The organism is Erwinia sp. CGal63, assembly GCF_037026505.1.
In the GTDB taxonomy this organism is placed as follows: domain Bacteria; phylum Pseudomonadota; class Gammaproteobacteria; order Enterobacterales; family Enterobacteriaceae; genus Erwinia.
In genome coordinates this window covers 66,757-90,718 of record NZ_JAKUMN010000007.1, presented here as the reverse complement: position 1 = coordinate 90,718, position 23,962 = coordinate 66,757, and the positions used below count along the sequence as shown (strand labels likewise).

Annotated in this window: 30 protein-coding genes; 5 read left to right on the top strand and 25 right to left on the bottom strand. The window is 50.2% G+C overall.

Annotated elements, in window-relative coordinates; translation table 11 throughout:
• Positions 1-188: 188 nt before the first annotated feature.
• The 3 genes from MKZ79_RS18460 (at position 189) to MKZ79_RS18450 (ending at position 4,366) form a co-directional block, all read left to right on the top strand.
• The gene (locus tag MKZ79_RS18460; protein ID WP_336144100.1) at positions 189-1,469 is read left to right on the top strand and encodes an O-antigen ligase family protein; all 1,281 of its coding nucleotides are present in this window, start codon (positions 189-191) and stop codon (positions 1,467-1,469) included.
• Between the two features lie 384 nt (positions 1,470-1,853).
• Positions 1,854-3,368: a hypothetical protein gene (locus MKZ79_RS18455; protein ID WP_336144099.1), complete on the top strand. Its 1,515-nt coding sequence runs from the start codon at positions 1,854-1,856 to the stop codon at positions 3,366-3,368.
• Between the two features lie 239 nt (positions 3,369-3,607).
• Positions 3,608-4,366: a glycosyltransferase family 25 protein gene (locus tag MKZ79_RS18450; RefSeq protein ID WP_336144098.1), complete on the top strand. Its 759-nt coding sequence runs from the start codon at positions 3,608-3,610 to the stop codon at positions 4,364-4,366.
• Between the two features lie 125 nt (positions 4,367-4,491).
• Here MKZ79_RS18450 and MKZ79_RS18445 read toward each other — a convergent pair whose 3' ends face one another.
• The 20 genes from MKZ79_RS18445 to MKZ79_RS18350 form a co-directional block, all read right to left on the bottom strand.
• Complete coding sequence (locus MKZ79_RS18445) at positions 4,492-4,917, bottom strand: tail fiber assembly protein (RefSeq protein ID WP_336144097.1); 426 nt, start codon at positions 4,915-4,917, stop codon at positions 4,492-4,494.
• 2 nt (positions 4,918-4,919) lie between these two features.
• On the bottom strand, positions 4,920-5,900 hold the full coding sequence (locus MKZ79_RS18440; protein ID WP_336144096.1) for a gp53-like domain-containing protein: 981 nt from the start codon (positions 5,898-5,900) through the stop codon (positions 4,920-4,922).
• Between the two features lies 1 nt (position 5,901).
• A complete protein-coding gene (locus tag MKZ79_RS18435) occupies positions 5,902-6,474 on the bottom strand; it encodes a DUF2612 domain-containing protein (protein WP_336144095.1) in 573 nt (190 codons plus the stop codon).
• Positions 6,471-7,673 carry a baseplate J/gp47 family protein gene (locus MKZ79_RS18430; protein ID WP_336144094.1) on the bottom strand — a complete coding sequence of 401 codons (1,203 nt, stop codon included), beginning with the start codon at positions 7,671-7,673 and terminating at the stop codon, positions 6,471-6,473. Before MKZ79_RS18430 ends, MKZ79_RS18435 begins: the two co-directional genes overlap by 4 nt.
• Complete coding sequence (locus MKZ79_RS18425) at positions 7,673-8,026, bottom strand: hypothetical protein (protein ID WP_336144093.1); 354 nt, start codon at positions 8,024-8,026, stop codon at positions 7,673-7,675. Before MKZ79_RS18425 ends, MKZ79_RS18430 begins: the two co-directional genes overlap by 1 nt.
• The gene (locus tag MKZ79_RS18420; protein ID WP_336144092.1) at positions 8,023-8,679 is read right to left on the bottom strand and encodes a Gp138 family membrane-puncturing spike protein; all 657 of its coding nucleotides are present in this window, start codon (positions 8,677-8,679) and stop codon (positions 8,023-8,025) included. The genes MKZ79_RS18425 and MKZ79_RS18420 overlap by 4 nt, the downstream gene beginning before the upstream one ends.
• Before the next feature lie 40 nt (positions 8,680-8,719).
• Entirely contained in the window at positions 8,720-9,796 is a 1,077-nt protein-coding gene (locus MKZ79_RS18415; protein WP_336144091.1) for a baseplate hub protein, read from the bottom strand.
• Positions 9,793-10,101, bottom strand: coding sequence for a phage baseplate plug family protein (locus MKZ79_RS18410; RefSeq protein WP_336144090.1), 309 nt, complete (start codon positions 10,099-10,101; stop codon positions 9,793-9,795). Before MKZ79_RS18410 ends, MKZ79_RS18415 begins: the two co-directional genes overlap by 4 nt.
• On the bottom strand, positions 10,101-10,667 hold the full coding sequence (locus MKZ79_RS18405; protein ID WP_336144089.1) for a phage baseplate protein: 567 nt from the start codon (positions 10,665-10,667) through the stop codon (positions 10,101-10,103). Before MKZ79_RS18405 ends, MKZ79_RS18410 begins: the two co-directional genes overlap by 1 nt.
• On the bottom strand, positions 10,664-12,310 hold the full coding sequence (locus tag MKZ79_RS18400; protein ID WP_336144088.1) for a hypothetical protein: 1,647 nt from the start codon (positions 12,308-12,310) through the stop codon (positions 10,664-10,666). Before MKZ79_RS18400 ends, MKZ79_RS18405 begins: the two co-directional genes overlap by 4 nt.
• Positions 12,300-12,452 (bottom strand): DUF6889 family protein, encoded by a 153-nt coding sequence (locus MKZ79_RS18395; RefSeq protein WP_336144087.1) that lies wholly within the window; start codon positions 12,450-12,452, stop codon positions 12,300-12,302. Before MKZ79_RS18395 ends, MKZ79_RS18400 begins: the two co-directional genes overlap by 11 nt.
• 35 nt (positions 12,453-12,487) lie before the next feature.
• On the bottom strand, positions 12,488-12,913 hold the full coding sequence (locus tag MKZ79_RS18390; RefSeq protein WP_336144086.1) for a phage tail assembly chaperone: 426 nt from the start codon (positions 12,911-12,913) through the stop codon (positions 12,488-12,490).
• Positions 12,914-12,916: 3 nt separating this feature from the next.
• Complete coding sequence (locus tag MKZ79_RS18385; RefSeq protein ID WP_336144085.1) at positions 12,917-13,357, bottom strand: phage structural protein; 441 nt, start codon at positions 13,355-13,357, stop codon at positions 12,917-12,919.
• A gap of 12 nt (positions 13,358-13,369) precedes the next feature.
• Positions 13,370-14,521: a DUF3383 family protein gene (locus tag MKZ79_RS18380; protein ID WP_336144084.1), complete on the bottom strand. Its 1,152-nt coding sequence runs from the start codon at positions 14,519-14,521 to the stop codon at positions 13,370-13,372.
• Between the two features lie 3 nt (positions 14,522-14,524).
• Positions 14,525-15,073, bottom strand: a complete 549-nt coding sequence (locus tag MKZ79_RS18375) for a phage neck terminator protein (RefSeq protein WP_336144083.1) — start codon at positions 15,071-15,073, stop codon at positions 14,525-14,527.
• Positions 15,074-15,155: 82 nt separating this feature from the next.
• Positions 15,156-15,593, bottom strand: a complete 438-nt coding sequence (locus MKZ79_RS18370; RefSeq protein ID WP_336144082.1) for a lysis system i-spanin subunit Rz — start codon at positions 15,591-15,593, stop codon at positions 15,156-15,158.
• A complete protein-coding gene (locus MKZ79_RS18365) occupies positions 15,594-17,414 on the bottom strand; it encodes an amylovoran biosynthesis protein AmsF (protein WP_336144081.1) in 1,821 nt (606 codons plus the stop codon).
• 83 nt (positions 17,415-17,497) lie between these two features.
• On the bottom strand, positions 17,498-17,935 hold the full coding sequence (locus MKZ79_RS18360; RefSeq protein ID WP_336144080.1) for a lysozyme: 438 nt from the start codon (positions 17,933-17,935) through the stop codon (positions 17,498-17,500).
• Complete coding sequence (locus tag MKZ79_RS18355) at positions 17,919-18,269, bottom strand: phage holin, lambda family (RefSeq protein WP_336144079.1); 351 nt, start codon at positions 18,267-18,269, stop codon at positions 17,919-17,921. Before MKZ79_RS18355 ends, MKZ79_RS18360 begins: the two co-directional genes overlap by 17 nt.
• A gap of 466 nt (positions 18,270-18,735) precedes the next feature.
• Positions 18,736-19,110, bottom strand: coding sequence for an antiterminator Q family protein (locus MKZ79_RS18350; RefSeq protein ID WP_336144078.1), 375 nt, complete (start codon positions 19,108-19,110; stop codon positions 18,736-18,738).
• A gap of 176 nt (positions 19,111-19,286) precedes the next feature.
• Here MKZ79_RS18350 and MKZ79_RS18345 point away from each other — a divergent pair, with 176 nt between their 5' ends.
• Together MKZ79_RS18345 and MKZ79_RS18340 are read left to right on the top strand one after the other, a co-directional pair.
• Complete coding sequence (locus MKZ79_RS18345; protein WP_336144077.1) at positions 19,287-19,958, top strand: S24 family peptidase; 672 nt, start codon at positions 19,287-19,289, stop codon at positions 19,956-19,958.
• Positions 19,959-20,057: 99 nt separating this feature from the next.
• Positions 20,058-20,315 carry a YfhL family 4Fe-4S dicluster ferredoxin gene (locus tag MKZ79_RS18340; RefSeq protein WP_336144076.1) on the top strand — a complete coding sequence of 86 codons (258 nt, stop codon included), beginning with the start codon at positions 20,058-20,060 and terminating at the stop codon, positions 20,313-20,315.
• Positions 20,316-20,382: 67 nt separating this feature from the next.
• Here MKZ79_RS18340 and acpS read toward each other — a convergent pair whose 3' ends face one another.
• From acpS to rnc, 5 genes are all read right to left on the bottom strand, one after another.
• A complete protein-coding gene (gene acpS / locus MKZ79_RS18335) occupies positions 20,383-20,763 on the bottom strand; it encodes a holo-ACP synthase (protein ID WP_336144075.1) in 381 nt (126 codons plus the stop codon).
• Positions 20,763-21,494, bottom strand: a complete 732-nt coding sequence (pdxJ, locus tag MKZ79_RS18330) for a pyridoxine 5'-phosphate synthase (protein ID WP_336144074.1) — start codon at positions 21,492-21,494, stop codon at positions 20,763-20,765. Before pdxJ ends, acpS begins: the two co-directional genes overlap by 1 nt.
• Before the next feature lie 71 nt (positions 21,495-21,565).
• A complete protein-coding gene (recO, locus tag MKZ79_RS18325; RefSeq protein ID WP_336144073.1) occupies positions 21,566-22,291 on the bottom strand; it encodes a DNA repair protein RecO in 726 nt (241 codons plus the stop codon).
• Positions 22,292-23,200 carry a GTPase Era gene (gene era / locus MKZ79_RS18320; RefSeq protein WP_246760660.1) on the bottom strand — a complete coding sequence of 303 codons (909 nt, stop codon included), beginning with the start codon at positions 23,198-23,200 and terminating at the stop codon, positions 22,292-22,294.
• A complete protein-coding gene (gene rnc, locus MKZ79_RS18315) occupies positions 23,197-23,877 on the bottom strand; it encodes a ribonuclease III (protein ID WP_336144072.1) in 681 nt (226 codons plus the stop codon). Before rnc ends, era begins: the two co-directional genes overlap by 4 nt.
• Positions 23,878-23,962: the final 85 nt, after the last annotated feature.

Genomic DNA, 23,962 nt, shown 5'->3' with positions numbered 1-23,962 from the left:
TTTTAAAAGGATAAGTTATAAACGTAGGCCATTTCTACAAGCAGCACACATAAATTATCATTTCACAGGCGGGCGTAATGATGACCTGTGTAACGATATGGCGGCAACATATCAATTGCTATTGAGATTTCGTGCAACTAACGTTTATGTCTGACAGTGAAAGCTTCTTTATGCCAGGGATATTATAAATGTACTATCTAGACTCGCTTCAAAATTGTGCAAGAAAAGAACAGATAACCCGGATCGTTTTTTCCCTCTCTCTGGTTTTACTTCTGTTAATAGTGCCATTCGGATATGTTCATGAGAAAGCCAGTAGAATTTCATTTTATCTCTGTAGCTATTTATGTGCACTTGGCATTGTGATCAATTTCAGAGACATTCGTTCCACACTCTTTACCGCTAAGATAATTATTCCCGGACTGCTTCTCGCTTTGATGTACACAGTATGGTCATCAATAGCTTCTTATCATAAAGTACCGGATGTGGATAATGGCCTGCTTTTTACACCTGCTAAACGTTGGTTTCTGGGAACGCTAATTGCTTTATTTACCCTATGGGGGGTAAGAAAAGAGTTTGTCAGTAAAAAGCTTTTATACAAGCTCACCTGGGTTTCACTAGGAGCAGCTTTTATCTTGTCCAGCGTGTACGGCATCTGGCAGCATATCAATGGCGTTGACAGAATAGTTCTCGGTATAAATCGTGCAACAATGACCGCCTACGCATACAGTGCGCTGGCGCTGGTCATGATGACGATGTTGAATCAAATAAAAAATATACGCATCAGATTCACGGCAATTATTTGTACTTGCCTGCTCTCAATATACGTTATTCTTTTAACTGAAACACGATCGGCGATGTTTATTCATACGCTACTCTCGCTGGCTATTTTGGTTAACGCATTATGGCAGGGTAAAGCTTTCAAACCGGCATCGATAATCGCAATCTTACTGGCTGTTACCGTTATAGCTATCTTCAGTAAAAATATAATATATTCCAGATTTGACACTACTCAGCAGGAAATCACTCGTTTCAGTCAGGGTGACGACCATACATCTTTGGGTTCACGCTTTACGCTATGGAAATCTGGTTTGATTGCCATTCAGGAAAACCCATTAGGTGAAACTCAGACAACCAGAAATACGATAATCCGTAACTGGATAAACATCAATCAGCCAGGCTCATTCGCATTAGAATATATTGATGTCCATCTACATAACGAGTTTTTGCAATTTACATCGCTCTTTGGCATCTTCGGGTTTATTATTCTTCTGTTCTTTTTTTCTATGCTGATACTGAATAATGGCCTGGAAGGCGTATTTAACAATCCTGTCTCAATTATAGCACTTTCTGGATTACTTTACGGGATGACGGATGTTCTGCTAACCTCAGTTGAATATATTACGCTATTCAGCACCTTGATTTTGTTAGCCAGCGTTAACAGTATTGAAGAGAAGAAAATAAAAAAATGAGTGTTTATCAGGTTTGAAGTAATAATAAACCTGTCGTATACGGCAGGTTTAACTTATAACGAAAGTTATTGCTGGCGTTAAATACTCAGGTTTATCGGAGTCAAAAGCGGCATCATATAGCGCATAACTCTAATTAAAGAAGCCTTGCAAAGCTGAATTGAGTAAGATGGATCAATCACCATAACGGGACTTTAGACAACCATAAGAAATTAGCTACTAATGAATCATTATTATGGTAAAAAAGCGAAAGAACTAATCAAACTAACCATGCCAAACAAGATGATCTGAGTGTATGGTTGACAATTCAAATTCCAGTGAACTCCCTTTAAACTAAAATATATTTAGAATTTATTAAAAGCTCGTTTAAAATAGCATAAGGAAAATATGAATAAAATCAATGTAAAAAAACTTATTTATATAATAACGGTGTTTATAACAGTATATTTTTCATGGCTTATAACTCACCGTTATTTTCCTGTTGAACCCGATGCGGCGAACAGTCCTTTAGTCTGGCGAGCATTAATGAATGAAGGGGCAGCCGTATTCAAAGACTGGGCTCCTACACCTGATAACTGGTACTTTACAGTTTATCCCATTAACTTTATCTTTTTCATGTTAAGCGGCAGTGATGGCATTGCGTCTTTAACAGCATCAACGTCATTTTTTGTAGCTTTTACTGCAATTATTCTGGCTGCAATAGTCTGTTTTACAACCAAAAGCTGGCATGCTGTTTTTATATTATTTTCGCTTATTTTTCTTCCCGCTTATCTTTATACATACGGTTTCGTCGCACACCCTTTTTCACACTATTCAACAAACTTTTTTGGTGTAGTTTGTTTAGCTTTAGCTGTTTATAACATCAAGAAAAATTCTACGATACTGGCTGGTGTTTATAGTATTATTGCAGTTTTTTCTGCTGTTTCTGACCCCTGGTTTTCAGCTACGTATTTTCTACCTCTGTTGCTGACTCACGGATATTTTACATGGAAGAAAGTAATATCATTAAAATCCACAACATACGTTTTTGTAGCTTTTGTACTATCTATGACGCATGTCATTCCCAGGATGCTTGGTTTACCTATTCAACGTTTTAAACTCGTTCCTCTGGAACAATGGTTGGCTAATGCTGAATGGACATGTCATATACTTGGCAGAAGCCTGAACTTATTTTTTGTTGATAATCCGATAGCGTGGATCGCCTCTCTAATTATTTGGGTAGGCCTGACTATTTGGGCACTATATATTTGCCTTCGTCAGCAGGAAAAACGCATAGTGTTTATTTCACTATTTAGCTTCCTGACTATCTCTGCTATCATTTCCTCTTTTATTGTTAGTTACGATTCTCCTGCTGAAATCAGTGCAAGGTTTTTTGTCAATGCTATCTGCTTTGTAGTTGTTTTGGTCACATTACTTTTATCTTTTTCAAAAAATATCATCCCTGGTATCGTTTTGACCCTGTATATTGCATCCTCGCTCTATTCTTACCATGTCCATACCAGACCGCTTTACGATCAAAAACAGCAAACTTACGATTATATAAATTTTCTTGAAAAGAATAATCTTACGTACGGCTACGCTGATTTCTGGGCGTTTTCCAATAGCGTAAACTGGTTAACTGAAGGGAGAGTTCATATTACCTCTGTTCTTTTCAAAGACGACTATTCGATTGATTTCAGCTCATCTCGTTCTCAAACAATGCGTTCCTGGCTGACTGAAGATTTTATCCGCTCTACACCCGAGCGCCAGTTTATAGCTATTCCAGCGGTAAATAGTGAAGGGAATGCTGAAGCCAACTTTCGTATTCAGGCTATTGAAAAGCAGTTTGGTAAATCCGATGAACAGCTACCCTTTCAGAACATGATTATCCTGATCTATAACCATCAACTGGCAATAAGATAAGGAAGATATGCTATGTATACTTATAAAAGTATACATAGCTTTCTGATTAAAATGCACAAAAATCAGTTCAGAAAAAATTGCAGTTTTGTATGGTTAAAGTTACCTAAATCAGAAACTGCTTGCATTATATTTATCTGAAACCTGCGCGTAACGGACACTAACATTTTATTGACCAGAGCCCTTGAAATGTTTACCATTAACATTTTCTGGGGTTATTCCCATTTTTACAAAGGTTTATCATGAGAGTATTTATTGTTAATCTTGAGCGTTCCATGGAACGAAAAAAAGCATTACAGGAACGCTGCGGACAACTGGGCCTGGAAGTTGAGTTTATTAAAGCCGTCGATGGGAAAGCCCTTACTAATGAAGAGATAAAAAAAGCGACTACCCCGTTAAACTATGCCTTTCTTCCCGGGGAAATTGGCTGTGCGCTAAGCCATCAGTTTATCTATAAAAAGATGATTAACGAGAAAATAAAGGCGGCATTAATTCTTGAGGATGATGTTACGCTTCCCGACTTTTTACCCAGTATGCTTGAGAAAATATCTTTGAACAAAACACAAGCCGAGGTTCTTCTCTTAAGCAGAGTGAATAAATATTTTAAAAAACCCGTCAAGCTCTTAGATGATCATCTAAGCATACACAGAATTCAAAGCGCAACGACAACGCATAGTTACATTATTAATTTACCCGCAGCGATAAGCCTTTTGGATGCTCTTTATCCTGTTTGGATGACGGCAGACAAGTGGAGTCTGTTTGAGGATTACTCATTATTAAAAGTATATGCAATCGTTCCCGCGCCTGTTGAATTGAGCCCCAATGCTTCTGTCTCTACTATTAACACAAAAAAAGGCGACACAAACATAGACAGCAAAAAGAAATCAATCTGGAATGCTATTATGAAAGATCGCCCATTAAAAGTAAAAATAAAGAATCGAATTCGCCGTGGTTTAGCTCCGCTGATTTATTCTGTAGTTAATCAGGGGAAAGGGCCTTGAGGCATCCTTTATATTCATTACTCCATAATTTCTTTTGTTAGATTTTTTCTGTTGATTGATATAGGGGATAGCAGATAATTTTTTATAAAGCGGCCAGGTACCGCTTTATAATATTTTTTATAACATTAAGGTTTTTCCGGCCAGGTAATATCCGGAGCTTTACTGATATCAACCCTGTTCAGCAATACCCGGTATTTTTTCCATGTAACAAGTTTATTTTTTTCTTCTTCCGTGGCCTCATCAAGATCGACAGCATCCAGAAGCGGCGCCATAATAATGGACGCTTCAGCCATCAAAGTATTACGTAGTTGTTCCGCTGTAGCAATAAGCTCTCTGGCCTCCGGTTCTGGCGGCTCCATTAACACCGGATTACCTGTATTGTCAGCAGCAATAACTTTTCCTTTAGCCTGTCCTGCATAAAGTTCATGATAGATTTCATCGCTAACTGCAACGGCATCATCAGGCCACCCGCCTGGCGAAGCTTCATAAGTTTCTTTTAAAGAAATTGGGTAAAATCCATTTGTTTTTTTACTATAAAAATAATTAGCCATAATTAATACCCTATTGCCATCCAATAAAAACCAAGTCCGTTAGTAGTTGTTCTTGATGAGAAAACTGAATTATTTAAAGTTTCCATATATACAACACGACCTAAATCCTGATGCGCACCTAAACTACCTGTAATCACAAGAGCTGCATGAGGGAACGCAATGTTATAATTATGATTTTCTATATTACTTGACCCATTTGAAGTATTCCCCCACTGAATAATAAACCCTGTCGCCACATCCTTAAACCAACCACCAGCATTAAATTGAGAAGGCGGATTGTTAGGGCTATACGCTCGCTGTCCCATTTCCATCAGGTAACGAGATGAGTTTAAATCTCCGTTGCCATTAATGGTAACTCTTCCCGTTTCAACAGTATTATCCGAATTAACGGTGCGAAGTACAAAACCACCGCTACCTGTTCCTCGGTTACAAACTAAAGATCCTTCTCCCGTGCCGTTGCTCTCATTCCATAACATATACATGCCCTGGCTATTTCCTGGCATCGTATGGTTATTTACAAAAATGCCTGGTGCTTTAACCCCCTGCGCACCTACAGTACCACCTGCAGCAGGAAAAGCCCCGACATCGGCCGCGCTAAGCCCGTTTTTTTGCGCCAGGCTTCCCAGGCCAAGGTTGGTGCGCGCCTGTGCGGCGCTGCCGAGATCAGCCAGGTTTTTGCCACTTTGCAAATAGCGATTGTCTAGCTGCGAGGTTGAGTTATTGAGCAGCGCTTTCAGCAGCGTCGCCTGCAAAGCTGCCGTGTCGCCATTATCCAGCACGTCGTTGCCTGACTTATCCGCCATAAAGCTGGCCACCACGGAGGCAATCGTCGACGCCTGACGCCAGACCTTATTCAGCTGTTCGCTTCTGGCGATGCCGCTTTCAAAACCCTTCTCTACTGCATCCAGCTTTTCAAATTCTTCCTGCGACAGAACATTAGCCTCCTCGCCCGTCGCAAAAGGTTTAAAATCATTTTTTGCCATTTTATTCTCCGTTAATTTCATAATTGACCGTTACGCCGGCAGGCTTCACCGCAAGATAGCCCTGCTTAATAATTTCTTTGGTCACGTTAGAGAGTTTTTTTGCCGTCACATAAACCGTTACCGTCATATCCTGGTTGTCGGTAAAAGTGATATTGATATCCTGATTGCTATATATCTCATGAAGTATTTCAGGCAGCGTGTCCGCGGTGCCATCCCACTTATTGGCGCCGATTTTGGCGCGCAGCATGGTGCGATAGTCTTCATCGTCTACCCTTATAACGCCGGTATCGGGTTCATACCTGCCTTTCCAGGTTCCCAGATCAAAGCCCAGCGAAGCTTTATCAAAAGTGAAGAAGTAATCTTCAATCGGCGCATTAATGCTTCTGCTGCGCCCTATCCATTCGCCTAATATATCCAGCTGTGCGCCCGTGGCGTTATCGAGATCGAGCGCAGTGATGATTTCAGATAAGGCGTTGGCAATTTCTTCCTGTGGCCGCGTCGACAGATCGATATGCGCGACATAGAGCGGTTTATCCCGATGAGAGTTGGTAATTAAATCGGTATATTTGCTCATGATGTCACCGTGACAGTAATATTATTTACATCACAGCTCGCAAATTCTTTATAGCCGATGGCGATATTCGCTGATGATAATGCAGACTCGCTGCTGCCCAGCTGTAAATCAAGAATGTCATAGAACTGACTGTCGGTGCTGTCCACGCCTGCCGTCAGGTTGGCTGGCGAATAGAGACGGCTGATCAGTACGCTATTGCCGATGCCGAGATTGTTAATCCACGCGGCGATGGTTTTTTTGATCTTCTCCGCAATTGGGCTGGTATAGCCGGGAAGCGCTTTCAGCTCCAGCTTCAGATAAACCGGCACCGCCGTTGGGCGTGAAAAGCTAATCGCCTGCGGTGTGCCATAACTGTCGGCTATAACAAGCGTGGTGTTACCGTAAGTGCCCACGCCCAACGATTTCTTTTTACGGATGACTTCCGCGATGGCTGTCGCGTCGCCGCCTTTTACCACGGCGGAAACGGTATGCGCCGGCAGGCCATTGGCATCGGTCACGTTGGTATCATTCTGGTATAGCTTGTGTTCAGTAACGCCTGCGATATTTGACAGTGCGCCATCCAGCGCGTCAAAGGTGGTCAGCGCCGTTAAAGCAACGCTTTGCGCCTGACGAGTGCGTAATTCCGCATCGGTTTCCGCCGCGCTTCCTGTGGCGGCCGCGCTTAAGTTGGTGACCGTCATCCAGCCGCGCGTCGGCGTGTTGATCTGGTTCACTGAACCGGCCACCGCGGCAACCGCGCCTGCCGCCGCGCAGGTTGCCGTCACCGTCACTTTGCCGCTGGTATCGATAATCACCGTCGCCGGAAGATTCCAGATCACGTTATTGCTGTCTCTGACCGAGCCATTAACAACAGTGGTGCCTGGCGTACCCGTTAATACCAGGTCAACGGTGGAGTTGGTCGCCGCTTTGCGCACGATACCGTTGATTTTGACATTGCGCGTCAGCGCATCGCCACTGGCGGTCGAAGGCGAAAACGAGTTGTAGCAGGCTATCGCCATATTGTTGGCGTCATGGATGGCCAGCGCCACAATCGCTACCATCTGCCCGTCTTTGCTGTCCGGTTCCAGATAAGCATCCGAGCCGTAGATTTGTCGGAAATAGTTGGTCAGCGTGCTGAGGATGGTCTGATAATCAGGCGCGCTAATCCCCTGGGCCGTTATCGTCGCCGATAACCCCAGTCTGTCTGTGCTAAGAGCCATTATGCCTCGCTTGTTACTGTCGTCGTGCCGTACCGGGTCTCGACGGTTACCGTGATGACCGCCCGGCGAGAGGATGGGGAAAAAGTGGATTTAAAGGCAAGGATGGAGGTAACGCCTTCCGTCGCCAGAATGTGCTGGCGTAACACCAGCTCCATCGCCTGCGAGTTCTGCTTGCCGGTCAGCGACTGCAGCCAGGGCGTGCCCTGCGTCGTATCCAGAAACCACTGTCCGTACCATAATTGCAGACGGGTTTTGATCGCCTGCGCCACGCATTCGGGCGAATTAACCAGAAAGGCGTCATCGCCTTTGCCAAAGGTATAATCGCCGCTGCTGTCTTCTCGTCGATATCTCATTGTGCTCCCTTTGTATAACTGCCGCCGCTCTGGACGCCGCCATGAACGTGACCAACCTGGCTGATGCCGCTGGCTATCTGATCGCCCGATGAAGTGATTTCGCCGTTAACTTGCAGATTGCCATTTACCGTAAGCTGTGAGGTGGTGATATTGACCTCGCCGCTTTGCTTTAGCTCAATAAAGGCCTGGCCTTCATCGGTGCGAATCTGCAAAGCGTCAGTGCTGATAGCGCCGATTTTCTCTTTTTGCGACTGCGGGCCGACCAGCGCAAAGCCGTCCGACAGATCGTGCTGGCGCGGATCTACTGGCTCCTGCACGCCGCCGCTCTGCCACCAAAAGTCGATACAGCGATCGCTGAAGATAACCAGGCATTCATCGCCTGCTCTGACCGGAAACGTGATGGTGCAGCCGCCGCCTCGTGGAAAAACCACAGGAACATCCACCAGCAGCGGCAGCGCCAGCGAAACAGGCTGGCCGTGCGTATCCAGCACGCTTCCTTTGATCGCGGGCTGCACCACGCAGGTAACGGCTTCAGGATCGAAAGACTGAATAATGCCGGGTAGAGCGACCCGCAGCGTTGAAGATATTGAGTCTGCCAGCGCCTGATAGGCCTGAGCGGCTCCGGCAGTCGCTGGTTTTATAGAAATGGCCATAAAAACTCCCAACGATCCGTCGGGGATCGCGTTTAAAAGATTATTTTTCCGCAGAGGCTTTAATTGATTTCTGTTGATCCCGTACGACGCCGGTTATTTTCATATTCCACTCTGTGCCTCTGGTATCGCCTGAGTAAGTAATACCTTTAACAATATAAACGCCGTCGGTAGCAATTTTTTTCTTCCTCTCTTCCTCTTCTTTCTTTTGCGCTGCTTCGCTGCTCGCTTTTTTTTCGTCGCTACCTGCAGGCTTGTTATTTTCTTCGCCTTTATTTCTGTCCTCCGTTAATTTTATTTCGTCAGTCATGCGTTTCAGGGCAGCCTGATTGATATGAATAAGACCATGCAGTCGGATATCAGGATTAATCAGACAATTTATTTCAATGCCGGTCGTCGTCAGTGTCGGGGTACTGATAAGTCCGCTCTGGCTGTTAAGGGTAATAATCTGTTCCAGATAGTTTTCTTCCGGCACCAGCTGCAGTTTACCATCGACAAATTGCCAGCTGGCCCGGCACTGTTCGGCAACGTTCCCGATAACCTGGCTGGCTTTCTGATAAAGCACGCGGCCGCGCGGATAGCGCGTTGTGGGCATTTCACCCGTTACGCCGCCGGTGATGCCATAGGGATGGAAACTTCTTAGCGTCAACTCATAAATTTTTCTGGCGTCATACCCCGCGGCCACGGTCGCCGTCACTATGGCTTCCTGCTCCGCCTGATGCCCGTCGATCGCCTGAATGACCAGCGTATTATCAGCCCCCTTCCCGGATTCACCAATATAAGCATAGCGCAGGTCGCCGCTGAAGATTTCGCCATAGTTACGGCCCCAGATCTGGCCGCTTTTTTCTACGGGATAAGACTTACCGACTTCGCTCTCCTTTATAATATCGGCTGTTGGCCCGGCATAGCCGGCTATCACTTTTAATCTTTTATAGACGCCATTCATAATGGCATTACGCGTGCTCGGGCTGAGATTGTAAAGGGTGATATTGGCCGTGCTGCCATTACTGTTCACCGAGGTGGTAATAGTAAAAGAAACTTTGAAGTCGCTAAGTCTGAGAAAGTTATCCTGATTTACTTCCAGAATGAGTTCAAAGTAACGCATCCAGTTGAGGCTCATGTCGCCTCCGTCACAATACAGAGATGCGCGGCGTAACCGAGATCGAACTGGCCCGGCGCTTCATTTAAAACAGAGTCCGACACCACCCACAGGCCAAAATCAAAGCGGAGCCAGGCGTATTGCGCCAACAAATTAACACCCGTGACCAGCGGTATGCCGGTGATAATATCCGTGCCGTTTTCATCCTGAATATCCAGTATCCAGTTTATTTCCCGCCACAGAATGCGCATTTTATAGTTGGTGTTATTAATGGAGATATCAAACCGTTGATTATCCGGCGACAGAGGAATTTCCATAATAGCCATCAGCCGCTTCCTCCCTGCAAGGTAATGTTTTCGGGGCCAGGTTTGACCGCCTTTCTGCCGTTGTTTTCTACCATGCTGGTTGTCGCGCCCTGCGCCATATTTTCTTTCGGGGCGATAGCGACAAGCTGGGTTTGCGTAACCATCACTTCGGTCAGCTTCAGCGTAGCGAAAAGCACGTTTTCACTGCTTTGATCCGTGGTAACGTCCAGCGAGGTGATAACCATATTGTTATAGAGCCGCTTACCGGTTACCACATCCAGTAATTCCGCTTTTCGCTGCATGTCCCGCAGCGCCTGGTAGATCTCTGTCGGGCTATAACCCCAGCGGACGCCCAGCATCGTGGTATCCATAAAATTCACCAGCGAGCCGCCGCCGGAAAAACCGATTTTCATCGTCAGCGACGCAGCGCCCATATAAGCGTGATCGGCTATATTGAAGCCGAACTCCACAGGATGAGTGACGATAGTTAAGGTGTCGCTATGCGTTTCGCTAATCACCACCTCAGGGACGAGCAAACCGACCTTGCGCGTTTTCTGCATAAAAAGCGTGGAGAGAAACTCATTCATTTCGGTATCCTGCTTAGTTTTTGCACGAAGATGGCATTAACGTCGAACTGGCTGTCGGCCACTTTGGTCGCCGTCAGATGCGGATCGCTGGCCCCTTCGATATAGATTTTGGTTTCCTGCTTCACGTCGACCGGCCTTACGCTGCCGGGCGCGCTGATTTCGCTCTGCCAGGGCTGGCGGTGGTTCTCGGGCGCCGCCATCGCGTCCATTCTGGCGTTGATAGCAGGAACGTTTTTCAGCGACAGAGCCTGCCAGTTGCCCAGCGCAGCGCTGCTGCTTTGCGCCGTTAATACTCCCTGCACGGTTTCCATAAATTCCTGGCCGCTCTCTTTCAGCGCGCTGCCGATTCGGGTTAACCCTCGCCAGAGCGGACTGTTCGCCAGCTTGTCGGTGATGTCCGTAAAGAGGTTGTTGAAATAGTTTCGTACCTGATCGACCGCTTCTTTCATCGCAGGCGACCAGTTGCCGGAAAGGAAGTCCGCTATGGTTTGCAGTCCGTCCTGCCAATCCAGCGTGCCTGCGCAAAGCTTTTCGAATTTATCAATCAGCCAGCCGATCGCCGTTTTGGCCGCCTCGATGCCCGGCATCCAGGCATCCCAGTCAATAAAGGTATCGCCGCCTTCCTGCCAGGTTTTATAGCTGTCGTACAGGGCAAAAATCGCCGCGCCGAGCATCAGGATAATACCGGCCGGCGAAGCGAGGAAACCGCTGTTGAAAAGCAGCCAGGCCGTCGTTACCGCGCCAAGCGCGACGATCAGCTCCTGCGTAAAACCATCCAGCGATTCCCACCAGCCGCTGACATCGGCCGCCGCCTGGATCAGGCGCAATACGACTTTTTCGCCGATGTCAGCCAGCCGAAGCAGTAACGTGACCGCGCCGTCGAGCACGCGCTGGACATCGGGAGCATTGGCTAAAAGGTCTTGGGTAAAGCGGTCAAAAATATCGCCAAGCCCGTTGTTCAGTCGGCTGCTGCCGTTGATCTGCAGCAGTTCGACTACTTCATCGAACTTGCGCCTGGCGGTCATAAAACGATCGGCGCCCGAAACGGCGGCGGTCATATTGGCGCCCAGCGAAGTCGAAAGCTGGTTATAGTCGCCGATAAATTTCCCCAGCCCTTTTTGCATGGCGGCTAAAACGTCGGGAGCCAGCCCCAGCTGCCTGGCCGTTTCCAGCGCTTCAGCCTGCGGCATTGCGCCCAGAGCAGCGCTGGCGTCGCTCATTATCGTACCGGCCGCTCTTTTCTGGCCGCTTTCATCCTGTGTGGCTATACCCAGCTTATTGAGCGTTTGCGGATGATTCATGATGGTCTGGAGGGCGCTGGCGATGGCCTCGTTACTCAGGCCGGTCTGAGCCGCGCCATACTCCAGCGCTTTCAGATTGTCAGCATCCATACCGGCGTTCTGCGCTCGCGTGCCCAGCTGCTCAAGCCGGCCAGCAAAACGGTTGATATACTCCACCAGCGTTTTGCCTGCCTGCTCTACCGTCTGCCTGATTTTTTGCAGATCGAGCGCTTTTGCGGTCTGTTCGTTGCTCTGCCAGTCAGGCTTTTCCACCTGCTGTCTGACTTTCTCCCAGCCGGCGGCCTCCGCCGCCAGCTGATTTTCCAGCACCATCAGAAAACTTTTTGTATTTTCAGCATTCATTGGCCTGTTTCCATTGCGCAATGCGGTGTTGATTGTCCGCTTTCAAATCGAGCCAGTCGTTCAGGCGGGCAATGTCCGCCAGATCCACTGAGCCATCCTTGAGCGCGGTGTAGCTGATAAGCCCGGCATCCACCGGGCGCATCAGAAAGTCTTCCCCATCAGGAAGCGTTTCCAGAATCAGTCCGCTGTCGGGGCGGCATGCTTGCTGACGGGGAGTTCGGGCAAAAAACCGCCCAGCGAATCCTCCACTACCCGCAATACCAGCCTGAGCATGGTGATCAGATCCAGGTCGTCGAACATCAGTACGCCCTGAGAGAAGATGGGCACCCAGCTTTTCGCCTGCTGGCGCGAAACCACGGCCAGACAGGGATGCAGAATCGCATTGGTGTCTTCCTCGCTCATCTCCGCCAGCGAATGCGCAATAGCCGGCAGCGCTTTTTCCAGCACCTGGAAATAGTCGCCGGCCGCCGCCGCGCTTTTTACCGTCTGGATCTCCGACAGCAGACCAGCCAGCAGCGGCAGCAGTTTTCGTGAGACTTTTAACTGCTGGAAGACATCCAGCTTAGCGATACGAAAGCTTTTTTCGTCGATCGTGAATTCCATCGATTAATACTCTCCCATGTAGACATCAATCTCGATGCAGTCGAACACCCATGTGACCGTGCCGCCCTCTTTGGCGAATTTACGGTCCGGCAATTTATTAAAAGCGACGCCGTTGGCGGTAATAATTTCGCCGGAGGCGTTATCGCGAATAACGATGGTGTTATTGCCCCAGGTTGCTGGCGACTGGCTCTGCGCGTTATAAGCCAGAGAAAGCTTTTTATTTAATGGCGAGGTGCGCAGCAGGTTAATGGTGATCTGGCCGGATTTATTCGGCAGCAAAGAGTTCATTCCTTTACCGTCAATGCCCAGCGTCATGCTGTTTTTGGCGCCGCTTTGCGCGACGGTAATCCCTTCTTCGGAATTACCCGAACCGCTTCCCAAATCAAAAGCCACGCCAGGGCCGATAAATGAAGCGGTAATATCCATAAATGAATAGGTAGACATAGTTATTTTTCCTTAGCGAACAACGTTAATTTGGACATCGGCATAGTGCACGGCACCAGCCAGCTTGCAGGCCACCTGCATCAGCGGAGCTTTACGCGCTTCGCGATCGGCCTGAGACTGCTGCGTCAGCGGCTGGGCATAGACGTAATACCCTTTGGTCAGCGTGTCGCCAGCGCTGAGCTGACCGATATCGCCGCCGTTCCAGATACCCGGCGCCACCAGCCCGTTGACCACGGCCTGATTCATCGACGCTTCCACATTGCCCATCAGCCTGGTGATCCCCGCTTCGGTCTGCGGGATTTTGCTGGTTGAGGTATAAAGCAGGTTGTAAAGATTGGTCTGTACGTAGTTCTGCAGCCAGTCCAGCCCGTGACGCTCATCGAAGAAGTCGCCGTTAGCCATTACGCCCTGCTGCAGGATGGCGCTGTCGTTGGCATAGAACACAAAGACGTTGGCATGTTTGTTTTCCAGAATCGCAACCTGGCCGGCGCTCAGGGTTTCATAAGTCACGCCGGGCTCGGTTTTGAACTTCAGCGTCAGCGTGGTATTGCTGCCGTTGAAGTCGACGGTAAAGGCGCGGGCGAAAGCGGAAATTGCCGCAAAACGGCTATGGCTGGCGTACTGCACAAAAGTGCGCGCGTAGCCTGCCGCTTTCAGCCTGGCGGCGATATCGGTGGTCGAGGTTGAGCTCAGTACCGCTTCGCTGCCCGTGGTCACAGCAAAGACGCGGCTTTGGCTGGCCGATTCGATAGCCGCCGCAACGGCGAGCATATCCTCATCGTTAAGCTCATCGTCCGCCATTGTGGCAATGGCCAGGCCATACCAGCTGGCGTACTCCAGCGCGGCGTTGACGGCTTCGGGCAGGGTTTCCACTTTACCTTCCTCGCCCGCGGCCAGGGTTTTTGCCCAGCGGCCGATATAGAGCTGCTGCGGCTGCGGCGACTGTGCGAACCAGACGGACGCCGCCTGATACTCGGCGGAATCCAGGCCGAAGTCCGCGCCGATATCGGCTGCTGAGCTATAAAGGCGCAGGCGTTCCGTCAGTGGAATCACCGTGGCGTCGCCCATAATCAGCATAGAGCCGAAATTACGGCCGGAAGTCGCGGCAGGCGACATAATGACATCGACATTCACGATGCCGGATAAAGGTAATCCTTGAGACATATTTTATTCTCCAAAAATTTGAACGGGTGTTTCCACCAGTGAACAGATTCCGTAAAGACGGAATATTTTACGAACAACGTTTACCGTTAATTCATAACGGCGGGTTTGAGCGTTATTAACCGTTTCCAGTACGGTCGCGATATCGCTGCAATCTTTAACGCTTAGCGAAAGTTTTTTTAATTCCGCGATGTTTTGCGTCAGGGCAATGCCATCGCGAAAGCGAGTGGCGTAAAGCTGAGCCGAAGGGCCATAGAAACGCAGCAGGCAGGCCATATTTTCATCCCGTTCCAGCCTTGCGCTTTCCTGCTGCTGGCCGCTAAGCACCGGCGTGCCTTCAGCGGCTGTATTCATCACCATGAAAGCGCAGCCGTTTCCATCTTCCGGCAGCCATACCGGCGGCGTGACGCCGTCATAAACCGCTACGCGATTTTCGGCCAGGCCGGTAATGCCCTGAATCCACGCGCTGATTTGCTCTTCCAGCGCGGCATCGCAGGCGGGTTCACCATCAAGCGGCGTCAGCCAGCCAGCTCTCTTGCTGGTATTCGTAATCAAAGCACCTCCTGTTATTTTCTGTTGATATTGCGGACAGCAAAAAGCGGATAAATAAATTTATCCGCTTTTTATTTGGCGTTAATCAGGGCTGGCACTGCTGGCGAATATATTCCTGCAGGCCAGCGATTTGTATTCGGGCGGTTTCTATTCTTTCCCGGAGAGTGAAATAATGCCGTTGAGCGGCGTCATTAAGTCCGGTGCCGGCAACATCAGCCACGCTGGCGGCGCTGGCCGTGGCATTGTCGCTGGCGGCGAACTGCAGCCGACGCTTGCCAGCAGCCACATCCCGTTCAAGCTGGCTGATATTCTCTTTAGCCTGTTGCAGTTGTAAAACATATTTATTATCCAGTTCGGCAATGCTGTTTAAGCGTTCCTTGAGCGTATTAACCTGCTCCTGCTGCTGACGGAGCTGTTGCCTGGCATCAAGATAATTATCACGATAAAAAAGCAGGGTTTTTATAGCGGCAACAGCTATCGTCAGCAAAAAAAGCGTAATAAGCAGTTTGGTGTTGGCACGCATTTAAAAATAAGCCAGCTTGCGATTTACGCCGTTGATCCTGACCGTGATATAGCCCGCAGGCGTTGCCGTGGAAGCTGGCGCCTCCGCGACCGCCGTTGCCAGCGTCACCACGCTATCGTCAAAACCGTAACCGGCGCTGCCGTTATGGAAATTCATCACCGTGGAAAGTTTTACCCGGTTATTGATATCCAGATCGGTCACTTCCGAGAAATCGGCGCTGAACAGCGAGCACTGGCCAGCCTCGAAACGCGACGGGCCAGTGGTTTTCAGGTTGATCACCACATCGCCGCACTGCGCCTTGAGTTTCAGCCAGACTTCGCCATACAGGCCTTTACTATCGCTGGTTCTGACCAGACAATCGATCACGCCGGAATCGCCCTCGTAGTGCAGGTTGCCGCCGACCGAGCTGGCGCCGCGATAGAGATTCAGGTAAGCCTTGCCGCAGACGTTGCTCAGCAGAGGCGCGTCGGCAGGTTGCGTTGCCGTATCCCGCAGCGCCTTGCCGTGCATTTCCAGATGCCAGTGCTGGTTGGCGTTAGGGAAAAAGAATTTGCCGACGCGGAACCATTTATCCTGCTCGCTGCTATTGCTGAGGCGATAACCGGAATACCAGCCCGCTTTCAGGGAGCCGGTCATCTCCGTGCCGTAGTTTTCATCACGACGCCAGCCGTACTCAAACCCGGAAAGCCACGAGGTACCCGCTTTGGTGAGATCGACTTTGGCGCCGGATTGCAGGCTGAGCGCGCGCATCGTAGTGCGGGTATAGTTCAGCTTTAAGGGATTTTCGGAAGACTCAATGCTCAGCGCGTCGATAATCCACTGCCCGTTGCTTAAATCGCCAGGATAGCGAGTATGCTCGATCCACACGTTGCGAATCAGCCCTTGCGTCACTCGCGGCATATAAAGCGTGGCGTCGCTGTAGCCCTTCTGGAAATTACAGTTCGACAGCTCTACCGCCGTAGAGTGATCCCATACGCCCACAACGGAATCTGACCAGCCGATATCGAAGACGCGGGCATAGGTAGTGTTGCTGTAGATCTGATCCAGTCGCGTATCCAGCGTGTCCAGCAGCTTAAACGCGGCGCCACCGATGTTCTCAATGCGGCAGCAGGTAATATTGACGAACTCGCCCTCAATCACGGTATTTTCAAAAAACGGCTGCGTATTGCTGACCATCCCGGCAGTGATGGCGCCCGTGTTCTTGACGATATCCGCCGTCGCCTGGCCATCCCAGAAGATGCCGCGAATAGCGGTACGGCGCGCCTTGACTTTAAACACCGGCGCGGCGGACTGGTCAGAGACAATGATAGTGCGCGGCGAAACGCCATATTCGCAGTCGTCTCCGTACAGGCTGAAATAGTTGATCTCGCCTTCACCGGTCAGATCGACAGGATCGATCTGGAATTTTCCTGCCGGCAAGCGGATACCTACGCCGTGTACGGGATTCTTGCTGGTGTTGCTCACGGGCGAAGAAAAACCCTGGCCCCATTTAAGCATGTTGATGCAGGCCGTATGGTTGACCGCGCCGTTGTCCGCATCGAAATTGCTGTCGCCGCGCAGCCGCTTACCTCCGAAATGGTAGATATTGATATCTTCCACGTTGTCGATAATGCGTCGCCAGAAATAGCCGCCTGCAGAGCCTACGGCAACAGAGCCGCCATCATCAGCCGAGGCGCTGGCGGCAGCATCAATAAAGCCGACAAAGCGTCCTCCGCCCTGAAAGGTGGAGTCTTTATCGTAATAGCGTTTCAGCAGCGCGATTTCTCCGGAAGCGGAGGGTTTCGTCGTACGTAGTTCAGCAAATGAATTTACTTCAATCATCTTGATTTCCTTTAATTAGTGAATATTTTTATGGTTTTTTAAGGGCGCCACTGGAAGTGGTGATAACAATCAGGGGGAATCCTTTATGACAAAAAGAGTTTTTTCTCGCGCTGTCTGCGCGGCAATAAAATATCTTTATGCTCACCAGCTCTTTTCCATAACAGCATCGCTTCGGCGGCGCCGTGACAATCACCCGCATTCAGCTTTTGCAAAAGCGTTGAGTTGCTGAATGCTTGCACGCCAATATTGAAAACCAGGCTGCATAAAGCATCGTATTGCTGCTGATTCAGACTCACCCTGACTTTTTCATTTATCGCTTTTTCTGCGTGGGCGATATCTGCAAGCAGCAAGCTGTCGGATTGCTCAGCGGTAATTGTCATGCCGGGTATAATACTTTTATTTTCAACAGGCCCCGTATGGCCTACACCGATAGTTAATATGCCGCGGCTATCCCGATAGGCCGTCAGCTTTTCACCCTCCTCCTGTTTTATAAAACGAATGCCGTTATGGCTGATTTTCATCAAACTCTCCTGATTTCTTGTTTATTAACCTTTTCAGCTTCTCGCTTATATAGTCGTTGCCGACATAACCGATATAGACGGCAAAGACCTGGGCGGCGGTATCCGGCATCTTCCAGTTCAGCAGCGCGCCGATAACCTGTAGCGTTGGTGCGGCGAAGAAAGCCAGCGCGCTACAGGAGACGGCGTCAAGCACGCGCTTGCTCCAGGGCGCTTTGGCGCAGGCGCTGCGCAGCAAAGAAAACATCGCGGCAATTCCGGCGTAGCCCCATTCGGTTTTATGGCTGTATAGCCAGAGTGCGATACTGGCCCAAAAGCCTGGCTCCTGTGGAAACATGCTTTATTTTGGCCTCCTGTATTAAAGCGACGAACGAATTTATTCGCGCAGGGATTTTTATATTAAAGGCAAGGTGTCACTCTCTTTATTTCATGATGTCAGATTAGCGAGTAAAACTCGTTACGAAAAGTCTTTTTTGTTTTTAAATCGCGTCACTCATTAATTCATGCTGCTACATTACGATATGAATTTCGTAACGAAAATACCTGAGATAAAATATTTTTTACGCCCATAAAAAATGCACTCCGATCTGCAAAATAGACAGATAACAGAGTGCATAAGAGAAAGAAATTTTGATATGAATTAGCTTTCAAAATTTCATACTACTAATCTAACCGCAAGAAATCGTAACGAAAAGCTTTTATTGAAATTTATTTTGCCGTGTAGAATTTTCTAAATTTATTTTCAGCAAAAAGATAGCCTCCAACAAATATTGGTTCAGGTAATTTTTATTTGTGTCTGTTTTTTAGAGCCAGGCATCCATCTCCAGCTCTGCATCGCTCATAATAATGCAGGCGTCCACAAAGGTTTCCGCGATCATAAGCTGATTCCTTATTTTCCCTTCTGAGCATTTTTTTTGGCGGGCAATCGCGGACTTGGAGAGATTATAGAGATAGTGCAGGATGATCAGTTCAACCTCATCCATGCGTCCCGTCTTGTGCAGTTTGGCAATGGCCGCATCGACAATCAGGCCATCGCTGTCGCTGCAGGAGAGCCGGCTTCTTCTTTCATCAGGCAGCAGCCCTTTAAAACCCGCGGCAACCGGCGACCAGTCAAGCTGTGTCCCCTCTGCCGCAGCCCAACCACCCCAACGTTCCAGTACTTTTTGTATGTTACGCATCAACCGACCTCCTTTTCTTTCTCAGTTCTTTGACGACCCGCCACTTAAGCAGGATGACTGTGGCGACAGACTATACTAAAATGCATTATCTCACGAAGCAAAATCGCCTTAACAACACCTATTTTAATGCAAAAATGCATAATTGCAACGGTAGCGCATCGCAAAAGGAAGAAAAAATGGTTTTTGACCTGGAGATATTTAACAGCAACATCAAGTACTTGATGGAAAGAGAGGGGATCGGCAGCGTAACGGAACTGGCTAAGAAAGTCAGGCTGCAGCAGTCCACGCTGCACCGGCTGCTGACGGGCGAGGTGAAAGATCCCAAGTACACCACGCTAAAGGCTTTGGGCGACTATTTTCACGTTTCCCCCATTGATCTGATCGAAAGGGATCTGCAAACAGCGATCGCCACGTCGGCTATGGCAGACGAGCGTCATGTTCTGATGCTGCATACCGTACCGGTATTGGGTAATACACAGCTCGGCCACAGCGGCTACTGGAGCGAGATGCAGTACCCTGTCGGCAGCGGCGACGGCTTTTTGCGCTGGCCATCCTGCGATCGGGATGTCTATGCGCTGAAATGCGTGGGGGATTCGATGATGCCGCGCATCAAGGAAGGCGAGTTTGTGATTGTCGAACCCAATCAAAATTTTCATCCGGGCGATGAAGTTTTGGTGGTGACTCGCAGCGGCGAAGTGATGGTGAAAACGTTTCTGTTTAAACGCGACGGCTATTACCATCTGCTGCCGGTCAACGAAGATCATGCGCCGATCCGCCTGCCGGTCGAAGAGGTCACGCAAATGCAGTATGTTGCCGGCATCGCTAAATCTTCGCTGTGGCATCCTTAAGCGACAACGGCTTGCCAACAGCGTGCGGTCAGCACGTGGGAAACGGGCGTTCAGTATGGTAAATTACGCCCCTTCTTCCGCTAAGGGTATGGGTTGAACATGGCTTTACTGATCACCAGGCGCTGTATCAATTGCGATATGTGCGAGCCTGAGTGCCCGAATCAGGCGATTTCTATGGGCGACAGCATCTATGAGATCGATGTGAACCGCTGTACGGAGTGCGTCGGTCACTACGATACGCCAACCTGTCAGCAGGTTTGCCCAATCGATAACACGATTATCAAAGATCCTGATTGCCCAGAGAGTAGCGACAGGCTGTGGGAGAAGTTTGTGATCCTGCATCACGCGGCATCCTGAGCGGCAGGCATTCCAGAGGTTACAAAGTCAGTTAATATCTGAGCGAAAGGTTTTCGCTCAGACTACGTTAGTTTTCGATAATCACCGTAGCGCAGGCGTAATGCCGCTCGTCCGCCAGCGTGACGTGAACGTGCGCCACGCCAAGCTTTTTCGCCATCTCAGCCGCCTGCTGAAAGAAGCGCAGTCCCGGCTTGCCCAGCTCGTCGTTGTATACCTCAAACTGGTTAAAGGCCAGGCCACCGCGAATACCGGTGCCAAAAGCTTTAGCTGCCGCTTCCTTGACCGCAAAGCGCTTGGCGAGAAAGCGTACCGGCTGCTGATGAGCCTGATACTGCGCCCATTCGCTTTCGCTCAGCACGCGTTTCGCCAGCCGATCGCCGGAACGGGAGATGACGCCTTCAATACGCCCGATTTCGACGATATCCGTGCCCAGCCCCAGAATAGCCATCAGCGGCGCGCTTCCCGCATCAGCGCTTTCATCTCGCTAACTGCTGCTGCCAGTCCGCTCATTACCGCGCGCCCGATAATGGCATGTCCGATGTTTAGCTCATGCATCTGCGGCAGCGCGGCGATCGGCTGCACGTTGTGGTAGGTCAGCCCGTGACCGGCGTTCACCTTCAGCCCTTTATCGTGCGCGTAAGCCGCAGCATCTTTGATACGGCGGAACTCCGCATCGCGCGACGCGCCCTCTTCCGCTTCCGCATAGGCGCCGGTATGAATTTCAATGTAAGGCGCGCCGGACGCCATCGCGGCGTCAATCTGACGATGATCGGGATCGATAAACAGCGAAACCTGAATGCCCGCTTCTCTCAGCCTTGAGACGGCCAGCGTGATTTTTTCCAGCTGGCCCGCGACATCCAGGCCGCCTTCGGTGGTCACCTCTTCACGCTTTTCCGGCACCAGGCAGCAGAAATGCGGTTTGATATCGCAGGCGATATCGACCATTTCGTCAGTAACGGCCATTTCAAGGTTCATTCGGGTCTGGATAGTCTGACGCAGGATCTTCACGTCGCGATCGGTAATATGCCGACGATCTTCACGCAGATGCACGGTAATGCCGTCTGCGCCAGCCTGCTCGGAAACAAACGCAGCCTGTACCGGATCGGGATAGTTGGTGCCGCGTGCGTTACGCACGGTAGCGACATGGTCGATATTGACGCCTAACAGGAGTTCAGCCATAACAAACCTCGGAATGATGTACGATGGCTACAGTGTACGTCCGTGCCGTTTTCCGGTACAGCCTGACGGCTTTACTCCGGCGCGTCCGGGCGTTTTTTCGGCACAAACTGACGAAAAAGCTCCTGACTCTTCAACGGTTTTCCGCCCAGATAGGGTTTTAACGCCATACGGGTGAAGCGTTTAGCGGCTTTGAGGGTAGCGATATCGGGAAAGCTGCGCTCATAGAGCGCCCGCAGCTCGCGCCCGGTAAAGCTTTTATGGCTTTTCACCAGACTGGCGATAAAGCCTTTTTCTTCGCGATAGATATAGGTCATCTCGTCCGTGACCTCTTCGCCGCTGCCCGCACAGTGCATAAAGTCGACGCCATAGCCAAGATGGCCGAGCATCGCCAGCTCAAAGCGGCGCAGCGCCGGTTCCGGCGAGCCAGCGCCTGCGGCCAGTGCCTGAATACAGTGCAGATAGTCGTAGAAGAGTTCGGTAAAGGCGGTTTCCTGCTCCAGCACGCGGGCGATCAGCTCGTTAACGTACAGGCCGCAGTAGAGAGAGATACCGGTCAAAGGAAGCGCGAGAGAGATAGGTTCGGCGCCGCGCAGGGTTTTCACCTCGCCGCGTCCGCCCCAGCGCACCAGCAGTGGCGTGAAGGGCTGTAAAGCCCCTTTCAGGCTGGAACGCTTGCCCCGCGCGCCTTTCGCCAGCACGCGGATACGGCCATAGTTTTCGGAAAAGAGATCGAGCAAAAGGCTGGTTTCGCTGTAGGGACGTCCATGCAGGACAAACGCGCGCTGCCAGCCTTCCATTTATTTCAGATCGTCTACATAACCCAGGCTGCGCAGCGCACGTTCGTCATCTGCCCAGCCGGACTTGACCTTAACCCACAGCTCAAGGTGCACTTTCGCTTCGAACATCTCTTCCATGTCCTTGCGTGCTTCGATGCCGATGGTTTTGATCTTGGCGCCTTTATTACCGATAACCATTTTTTTCTGGCCTTCGCGCTCAACCAGAATCAGGCCGTGGATATCATAGCCGCCGCGCTCGTTAGTGACGAACTGTTCGATTTCCACGGTCACCGAGTAAGGCAGCTCGGCGCCCAGGAAGCGCATCAGCTTTTCGCGGATCATTTCGGAAGCCATGAAGCGCTGCGAGCGGTCGGTGATGTACTCTTCCGGGAAGTGGTGTTCCGCTTCCGGCAGACGCTTACGCACGATGCTGGCGATCGTGTCCACGTTCTTGCCGGTTTCCGCAGAGATCGGCACGATGTCCATAAAGTTCATCTGCTGACCCAGGAACTGCATATGCGGCAGCAGGATAGTTTTGTCGGTGACGTTGTCGACCTTGTTGATCGCCAGCAGTACCGGCACCTTGCCATCTTTCAGCTTGTTCAGCACCATTTCGTCGTCGTCGGTCCATTTGGTGCCTTCCACCACGAAAATCACCAGCTCGACGTCGCCGATGGAGCTGCTGGCCGCACGGTTCATCAGGCGGTTGATCGCCCGCTTTTCTTCCATGTGCAGACCCGGCGTGTCCACGTAGATCGCCTGATAACCGTCTTCAGTATGGATACCGGTAATGCGGTGACGCGTGGTTTGCGGCTTACGCGAGGTAATGGAAATCTTCTGCCCCAGCAACTGGTTCAGCAGCGTGGATTTTCCGACGTTCGGGCGGCCTACGATAGCAATAAAGCCGCAATGGGTGGTTTGTTCGCTCATTCAAGTCCCAGCTTAATCAGCGCCTGTTCGGCCGCTGCCTGCTCAGCTTTGCGACGGCTGGAGCCGGTTCCCACAACCGGATCAGTCATGCCGCTTACCTGGCAGTGGATAGTAAATTCCTGGTCATGCGCTTCGCCACGCACCTGCACCACCAGATAGGAGGGCAGCGGCAGATGGCGACCCTGCAGATACTCCTGCAGACGCGTTTTTGGATCTTTCTGTTTGTCGCCCGGGCTAATCTGATCGAGACGGCTGGCGTACCAGTTCAGAATCAGCTGCTCTACCGTCTGGATATTGCTGTCCAGAAACACGCCGCCGATCAGCGCTTCTACGGTATCGGCCAGGATCGACTCGCGACGGTAGCCGCCGCTTTTCAGCTCGCCCGGCCCCAGACGCAGGCATTCGCCCAGATCGAATTCCCGGGCCATCTCCGCCAGCGTGTTACCGCGCACCAGCGTGGCGCGCATCCGGCTCATATCGCCTTCGTCCACGCGGGGAAAACGGTGATAGAGCGCGTTAGCGATAACGTAGCTGAGGATGGAATCGCCCAGAAATTCCAGTCTTTCGTTGTGTTTACTGCTGGCGCTGCGATGGGTCAACGCCTGCTGCAACAGTTCCTGATGGGTAAAAGTGTAGCCCAACTTCCGCTGGAGTCTGTTAATTACGATGGGATTCATGCGTTACCAATATCTTAATGCGAAAATTTTCCTGCACAGGGAACAGGGCTGGACACGCCAACACGGGACTGTTTCGTGTGCAGTG